Origin of the sequence: Streptomyces sp. NRRL S-378, assembly GCF_000720645.1 — a bacterium.
Classification (GTDB): domain Bacteria; phylum Actinomycetota; class Actinomycetes; order Streptomycetales; family Streptomycetaceae; genus Streptomyces.
This window is the reverse complement of record NZ_JOBX01000032.1, coordinates 91,479-98,090: the sequence shown is the minus strand read 5'-3', so window position 1 is coordinate 98,090 and position 6,612 is coordinate 91,479. Positions and strand designations below refer to the sequence as shown.

Annotated in this window: 5 protein-coding genes; 1 reads left to right on the top strand and 4 read right to left on the bottom strand. The window is 72.5% G+C overall.

Going from position 1 to position 6,612, the window contains the following annotated elements; genetic code table 11:
- Positions 1 to 462: 462 nt before the first annotated feature.
- From IH80_RS0122590 to IH80_RS0122575, 4 genes are all read right to left on the bottom strand, one after another.
- Complete coding sequence (locus IH80_RS0122590) at positions 463 to 1,122, bottom strand: DUF1707 SHOCT-like domain-containing protein (protein ID WP_030962829.1); 660 nt, start codon at positions 1,120 to 1,122, stop codon at positions 463 to 465.
- Between the two features lie 185 nt (positions 1,123 to 1,307).
- On the bottom strand, positions 1,308 to 2,282 hold the full coding sequence (locus tag IH80_RS0122585; RefSeq protein ID WP_420708829.1) for an ABC transporter ATP-binding protein: 975 nt from the start codon (positions 2,280 to 2,282) through the stop codon (positions 1,308 to 1,310).
- A 3-nt stretch (positions 2,283 to 2,285) separates the two neighbouring features.
- Positions 2,286 to 3,188 carry an ABC transporter permease gene (locus tag IH80_RS0122580; RefSeq protein ID WP_420708828.1) on the bottom strand — a complete coding sequence of 301 codons (903 nt, stop codon included), beginning with the start codon at positions 3,186 to 3,188 and terminating at the stop codon, positions 2,286 to 2,288.
- Positions 3,181 to 3,984 (bottom strand): ABC transporter permease, encoded by an 804-nt coding sequence (locus tag IH80_RS0122575; RefSeq protein WP_030962825.1) that lies wholly within the window; start codon positions 3,982 to 3,984, stop codon positions 3,181 to 3,183. Before IH80_RS0122575 ends, IH80_RS0122580 begins: the two co-directional genes overlap by 8 nt.
- Positions 3,985 to 4,172: 188 nt before the next feature.
- On the opposite strand from IH80_RS0122575, the gene IH80_RS0122570 reads away from it, so the two are divergent.
- A complete protein-coding gene (locus IH80_RS0122570) occupies positions 4,173 to 6,611 on the top strand; it encodes a transglycosylase domain-containing protein (protein WP_078906692.1) in 2,439 nt (812 codons plus the stop codon).
- Position 6,612: the final 1 nt, after the last annotated feature.

The following is a 6,612-nucleotide window of genomic DNA, read 5'->3' as shown; positions in this document are numbered from 1 at the left end:
CCCCGCAGGACGAGCGCGCAACCAGGGTCGCCTCATCACGACAAAGCCGCACGCGCCGAGCCGAGGAGACACTCCGCCGGGGCACCGCCCCACACCCATCACCCCCGCCCAACCGCAACCATGGCCACCCCCGGCGGGAGCCGCAGGGCACCCCCGCCCCGCAGGAACAGCTCCTATCGCCGAGCCCGCGCAGCGACCCGGCCGAGGAGACACTCCGCCGGGGCACCGCCCCACACCCCATCACCCCCGCCCAACCGCAACCATGGCCACCCCCGGCAGGAGCCACAGGACACCACCGCCCCGCCGGAACCGTGGCCACCCCCGGCAGGAGCCACAGGACACCACCGCCCCGCCGGAACCGTGGCCACCCCCGGCGGGAGCCACAGGGCACCCCCGCCCAGCCGCAACCCTGGCACGCCCGGCGGGAGCCCAGCCACACCGCCGAGCCGCGCAGCGGGAGCGTCACGGATCCTTGCGGAGGGACAAGCCGCCCCGTGGGGGCTTGGGGTGCTTGATCTTGATTTCCACGCCGCCCCAGAAGGCGAAGCCCGTCACCACCACCCGCGGAGCGCCCGGCTCCGTCGGGCCCGGGCTGTCGCGCTGGTCGAAGGCGCCCATGAAGCCGAAGCCCCGCACGTCCACGTCCACCCCCGGCGGCACCGTGATCTCGATGCCGCCCATGATCGCGACGCAGTTGATCACCACCTCGCGCTGCGCGAAGTCCGCCTCGCGCAGGTCCAGCTCCCCGCCGCCCCAGAACGCCACCGCGTCGAAGCGGGCCGGGACCGTCCAGCGGCCCTTGCGCTGGAAGCCCGACATCACCGCGACGGCCAGCGACGACGAGCCCGTCCCGCCGATCCGGCCCGGCCAGGCGGCAGCCCCGGCTGCCGCCGCCGCGGGCGGCGCGGCCGCCGGGCCGGTGGCCGCCGGCAGGTCCGCCGTCAGCGGTTCCAGCTGCGCGTACGTACGGGACTTGTACGCCGCCTCCAGCCGCTCCTCGAACTCCTCCATGTCGAGCCGGCCCTCGGCGACGGCGTCGCGCAGACGCTCCACCACCCGGTCCCGGTCGGCATCCGACGCCCTCAACTCCGGCAACGGCTTCTCCGGCCGCTCGTCACTCATGCGCACCAGACTATGCACGCACGCGCGGGAGTTGTATGGTCCGGCCCCTGAGACCGTCCCCCACCGAACCCTGAGACCACCCCCGAGCCGCGCCCGAACCCTGCGACCACCCCCCGAGCCGCGCCCGAGCCGCGCCCGAGCCGCCCCCGAGCCGCGCCCGAGCCGCCGCCGCGCGCGGCCCCCGCTCAGTCCCGCCCCGCGTACATCCGTGCGATCACGTCCTCGATGTCCGGCTCCCGCACCGAAAGGTCCACCAGCGGGTACTCCGCCGCCACCGCCGACACCAGCGGCGCGGCCGACTGCCCCGCCGGGAACGCCAGCCACTGCCTGGGCCCCTCCACCTTCACCACCCTCGCCCCCGGCACGCTGATCGGCGCCACCTCCCGCTCCAGGTCCACCACCAGCGTCCGCTCGCTCTCCCCCGCCGACCCCGCCGCGTGCAGCCCGCCCAGCGCCCCGTCGTACATCAGCCGCCCGTGGTCGATGACCATCACCCGCTCGCAGAGCTGCTCGATGTCCTGGAGGTCGTGGGTGGTCAGCAGCACCGTCGTGCCGCGCTCCTCGTTCAACTGCCGCAGGAAGCCCCGTACCTTCGCCTTGCTCACCACGTCGAGCCCGATCGTCGGCTCGTCCAGGTACAGCACGTCGGGATCGTGCAGCAGCGCCGCCGCGATGTCGCCGCGCATCCGCTGCCCGAGCGACAGCTGGCGCACCGGCACGTCGAGCAGTTCGGCCAGGTCCAGGCGGTCCACGCACCGCTCAAGATTCTCCTCGAACCGCGCCCTCGGTACCCGGTACATCCGCCGCATCAGCCCGTACGAGTCCTTCAGCGGCAGGTCCCACCACAGCGTGGTGCGCTGGCCGAACACCACGCCGATCCGGTGCGCGAGCCGCACCCGCTCCCGCGCCGGGTCGATGCCCGCGACCCGCAGCCGGCCGCCGCTCGGGTTCAGGATGCCGGTCAGCATCTTGATCGTGGTCGACTTGCCGGCCCCGTTGGGCCCGATGTAGCCGACCATCTCGCCCCGCGCGACCGTGAAGCTGATCCCGTCCACTGCCCTGACCTGGCGTTTCTCCCGGCGCATCAGGCCCACTCGGCGCCGTACGTCAAAGACCTTCTCGACCCCGTCCAGCGAGATCAGCGCATCAACGTCCACCACGGCTCAGCTCCCCGTACTCCGGTACGAACGGACTCCCGCGCGCCAGGCCAGCGACGCGGGCACGAACACCACGAGGGCCACCAGCGGGCTCAGGAACGCGACCCACCCCGGCAGTCCCAGCGGATCGGGCCGCCCCAGCACGTACAGCGCGGGCAGCCAGTTGACGAAGGCCAGCGGGACGATGAAGGTCACCCCGCGCAGCAGCTCCGTCGCGAAGACCGTCGGCGGGTACTGCAGCATCGTGCAGCCGCCGTAGGTGAAGGAGTTCTGGACCTCCGCCGCGTCCCCGGCGACGAACTGGAAGGCGGCCCCGGCCACCATCACCGCCGCGAAGATCGCCGCACCGGACAGCAGCATCACGGGCACCAGCAAGGCCTTCCCGGCCGTCCAGTCCACCTCCAGCGACCAGAGCGCCCAGCCCAGCACCCCCAGCCCCTGCACGACCCGGCCCAGTCGGCGCAGCGCGAAGCGATCGGCCGCGACCTGCACCAGCAGCGGGACCGGACGCACCAGCATGGTGTCGAGCGAGCCGTCGCGGATCCGGGCGCCGATCCGGTCGGTGTTCCCCAGCAGCAGGTCCGCCAGTCCCAGGGACGCCGAACAGGAGCCGTACAGCAGGGCGATTTCGGGCAGCGTGAAGCCGCCGAGGACGTCCACGTGCGAGAACATGATGGAGATCGCGACGAAGTCCAGCAGCGTGATCGCCGCGTTCCCCACCGTCGACAGGACGAAGGAGGTCCGGTACGTCATCGTCGACCGGATCCACATGGCCACGATCAGGCCGTAGCCGCGCAGCCCCTCCCGGACCCGGCCGCGAGCCCGCGGCACCTCCGGACCGGTGAGCTCCCGCTCCCGCAGCGTCTCGGCCGGCCCGGCCGTCCCTGCCCTCCCGGTCGCCTCAGCCACCCTGGACCACCACCTTCCGCGTCGCCGCCGACTGCAACAGCCGCCCGGCGCCCAGCAGTACGAGGACCCAGCCGGCCTGGAAGCCCAGCGCGCCGACCGCGTCCCCGGCTCCCGAGTGCACGCCCAGCAGCACGTCCATCGGCACCTGGAGCATGGCCGCCCAGGGCAGTACGCGCACGAACTCGCCGAAGGCGCCGGGGAAGACGGTCAGGGGCAGCAGCATCCCCGAGAAGAAGATCGAGACGACGGTCGCCATCAGGTTGATCCCGGACCCGTCCATCAGCCAGAAGGCCAGCAGCCCCAGCAGGTAGCGCACGGCGAAGCTGACCACCAGACCGAGCACGACGGAGACCAGGAACAGCAGCCACCGCCACGGGTCCGAGGGCAGCGCCAGCTGGAAGGCCAGCGCCCCCGCCACGAGCGGGACCAGCCCGCGCCCCAGCAGTTGGAAGGCGGACCTGCCCAGGTCGGCCGCGAGCCACCACATCTGCAGGTCCGCGGGCCGGTAGAGGTCGACGGCGATGTCGCCGGTGCGGACCCGCTCCTGGATCTCCTCCTGGAACCCGCCGCCGATGAACGCCCCGGCCGCCAGCAGCGACTGGCTCACCCAGACGAAGGTCAGGGCCTGGGCCCGGTCGTAGCCGCCGAGCCCCGGGCGCTGGTCCCACAAGGCGGCGTACGTGAACGCGACGATGAACCCGAACACGGTATTGGTGAACACGCCCGCCGCGGTCGCCGCGCCGTAGGTGGCGTATCGCCGGAACCCGCCGGCCGCGACCGCCGCGTAGAGGCGCACTCTCTGGCGCACCGTATCCCCTCCGTTTTCCACGTCGTTCCTACGTCGGCCAAAGCGCGCGAGCTTAGTGCGGAGGGGCGAGCCACGCGACCGATTTACCCCTGTCCGGGGCGGTGGTCACCGGCCATCGGGTAGACACCATGAGGTACAGAAGTGGATATTTCGAACAGCGTCGAGGAGTCCTGGAGATGAGCGACCAGTCACCACCCGCGGGCTGGACCCCTCGCGACCCGGACACCCCGCCCGACGATCCCGCCGGTGCCGGTGGACCCTCCGGTGCCGGCGGACCGGGAGGACCCGGCGGGCCCGGCGGGAACGCCCGCCGCAGGCGGACCGCCCGACGGCGCCTCCTCCCCACCTGGCGCATGGTCCTCGGCGCCGTTCTGCTCCTGGCCCTCCTGATCGGCGGCGGCCTGGTGGCCGGCTACCTGCTGGTCGACATCCCGCCGGCCAACGCCGCCGCGACCGCGCAGTCCAACGTCTACCTCTACTCCGACGGCTCCCAGATCGCCCGCGACGGCGAGGTCAACCGCGTCAACGTGCCCCTCTCGCAGATCCCGCTGACCGTCCAGGAGGCCGTACTGGCCGCGGAGGACCGGGACTTCTACTCCGAACGGGCGGTGGACCCCAAGGCGATGGTCCGCGCCGCCTGGAACACGGCCACCGGCAAGGGCACCCAGTCCGGCTCGACGATCACCCAGCAGTACGTCAAGAACTACTACTTGGGCCAGGAACAGACGATCAAACGCAAGGCCAAGGAGTTCTTCATCGCGATCAAACTCGGCCGCGAGAAGTCCAAGGCGTACATCCTCGAGGGCTACCTGAACACCAGCTACTTCGGCCGCAGCGCCTACGGCATCCAGGCCGCGTCCCAGGCGTACTACGGCAAGGACGTCGGCAACCTCACCACCGCCGAGGGCGCCTACCTCGCCACCCTGCTCAACTCCCCCAGCGCGTTCGACGTCGTCTCCCACCCGCAGAGCCGCACCCGCGCCCTCGCCCGCTGGAACTACGTCCTCGACGGCATGCTCAAGAAGGGCTGGCTGCCCGCCGCCGAACGCGCGACCACCCGCTTCCCCGAGCCCGGCAAGGTCCGGGCCGCCGCCGGCCTCTCCGGCCAGCGCGGCTACCTCGTCGAAGCGATCAAGGAGTTCATCCTCGACCGCGAGATCCTCGACGACAAGACCCTCGCCGAGGGCGGCTACCACATCACGACCACCATCGACCGCCGCCGCCAGGCCGACTTCGTCGCAGCCGTCGAGGACCAGATGCTCGGCAAGCTCGACCCCGACGCACGCAAGGCGGACCGGGTGGTCCGGGCCGGCGGAGTCTCCATCGACCCGGCCACCGGCAAGGTCGTCGCCATGTACGGCGGGGTCGACTACACCAGGCAGTACGTGAACAACGCGACCCGGCACGACTACCAGGTCGCCTCCACCTTCAAGCCGTTCGTCTTCGCGGCCGCCGTCGAGAACGGCTCCCGCACCCAGGACGGCCGTCGGATCACCCCCCACACCGTCTACAACGGCGACAACGAACGACCCGTCGTCGGCGGCCGGATCCGCTTCGCCCCGGAGAACGAGGGACAGATCTCCTACGGGAACATCACCGTCACCACCGCCACCGACCTCTCCGTGAACGCCGTCTACGCGCAGATGGCCGTCGACGTCGGCACCGCCAGGGTCAAGAAGACCGCCATCGACCTCGGCATCCCCGAGGACACCCCGAACTTCGTGGTCGGCCCGGCCATGGCGCTCGGCACCCTCCAGGCCAGCGTCCTCGACATGACCCAGGCCTACGCGACCCTCGCCGACCACGGCCGCCGCACCCCGTACACCTTCCTGGAGGAGATCGCGAAGGGCGGCGACAAGATCGCCCTGCCCGAGCGCCACTCCGTCCAGGCCATCAGCCGCGAGGCCGCCGACACCACCACGTCCATGCTGGTCAGCGTCGTGGACAACGGCACCGGTACGGCGGCCCTCACCGCCGGCCACCCGGCCGCGGGCAAGACCGGCACCGGTGAACTGGACCGCTCGGCGTGGTTCGCGGCCTACACCCCGAACCTCGTCACGGTGGTCGCCATGATGGGCCAGGACCCCGACACCGGCACCCTGGAGTCGCTGTACGGGGCGCTCGGCGAGTCCCGCATCGGCGGTGGCGGCTACCCGGCCCGGATCTGGGCCGCGTACACGAAGACCGCGCTGGAGGGAACCGACCCCGTGGACTTCGAACTCGACCTCCAGCCGGGCGCCGCGCAGCACCCGCCGCCGCCCTCCACGCAGTCGGACCCGCCGCAGGAGACGCCGGGCGACGGCACCCCGTCCCCTCCCCGGCGGCCGACCCCGCCGTCCGGCGGCCAGGACTCCGGCGGACAGGACTCCGGCGGCCGCACGCAGGACGGCCGGGACAACGGGGGCCAGAACGGCGGGGGCGGCGACGACGGCGGCCGCACGCAGGGCGGCCGGGACCCCGGAGGCCGGACCCAGGGCGGCCAGGACGACGGCGGCACCAGCCAGGGCGACGAGGGCGGCACCACCACGGGCACCCAGGGCGGGGCCGGTTCGGGCGGCTGGGACGGCGGCGGGGTCTTCGGGGGCCCGCGCCCGCCGTCCGCGTTCCTGGAGTAGC

What these genes read in the sequence shown, in the direction of transcription:
- IH80_RS0122590 (WP_030962829.1), bottom strand. Translation starts at nt 1,122, where the DNA reads ATGAGTGACGAGCGGCCGGAGAAGCCGTTGCCGGAGTTGAGGGCGTCG.
- IH80_RS0122570 (WP_078906692.1), top strand. Translation starts at nt 4,173, where the DNA reads ATGAGCGACCAGTCACCACCCGCGGGCTGGACCCCTCGCGACCCGGAC.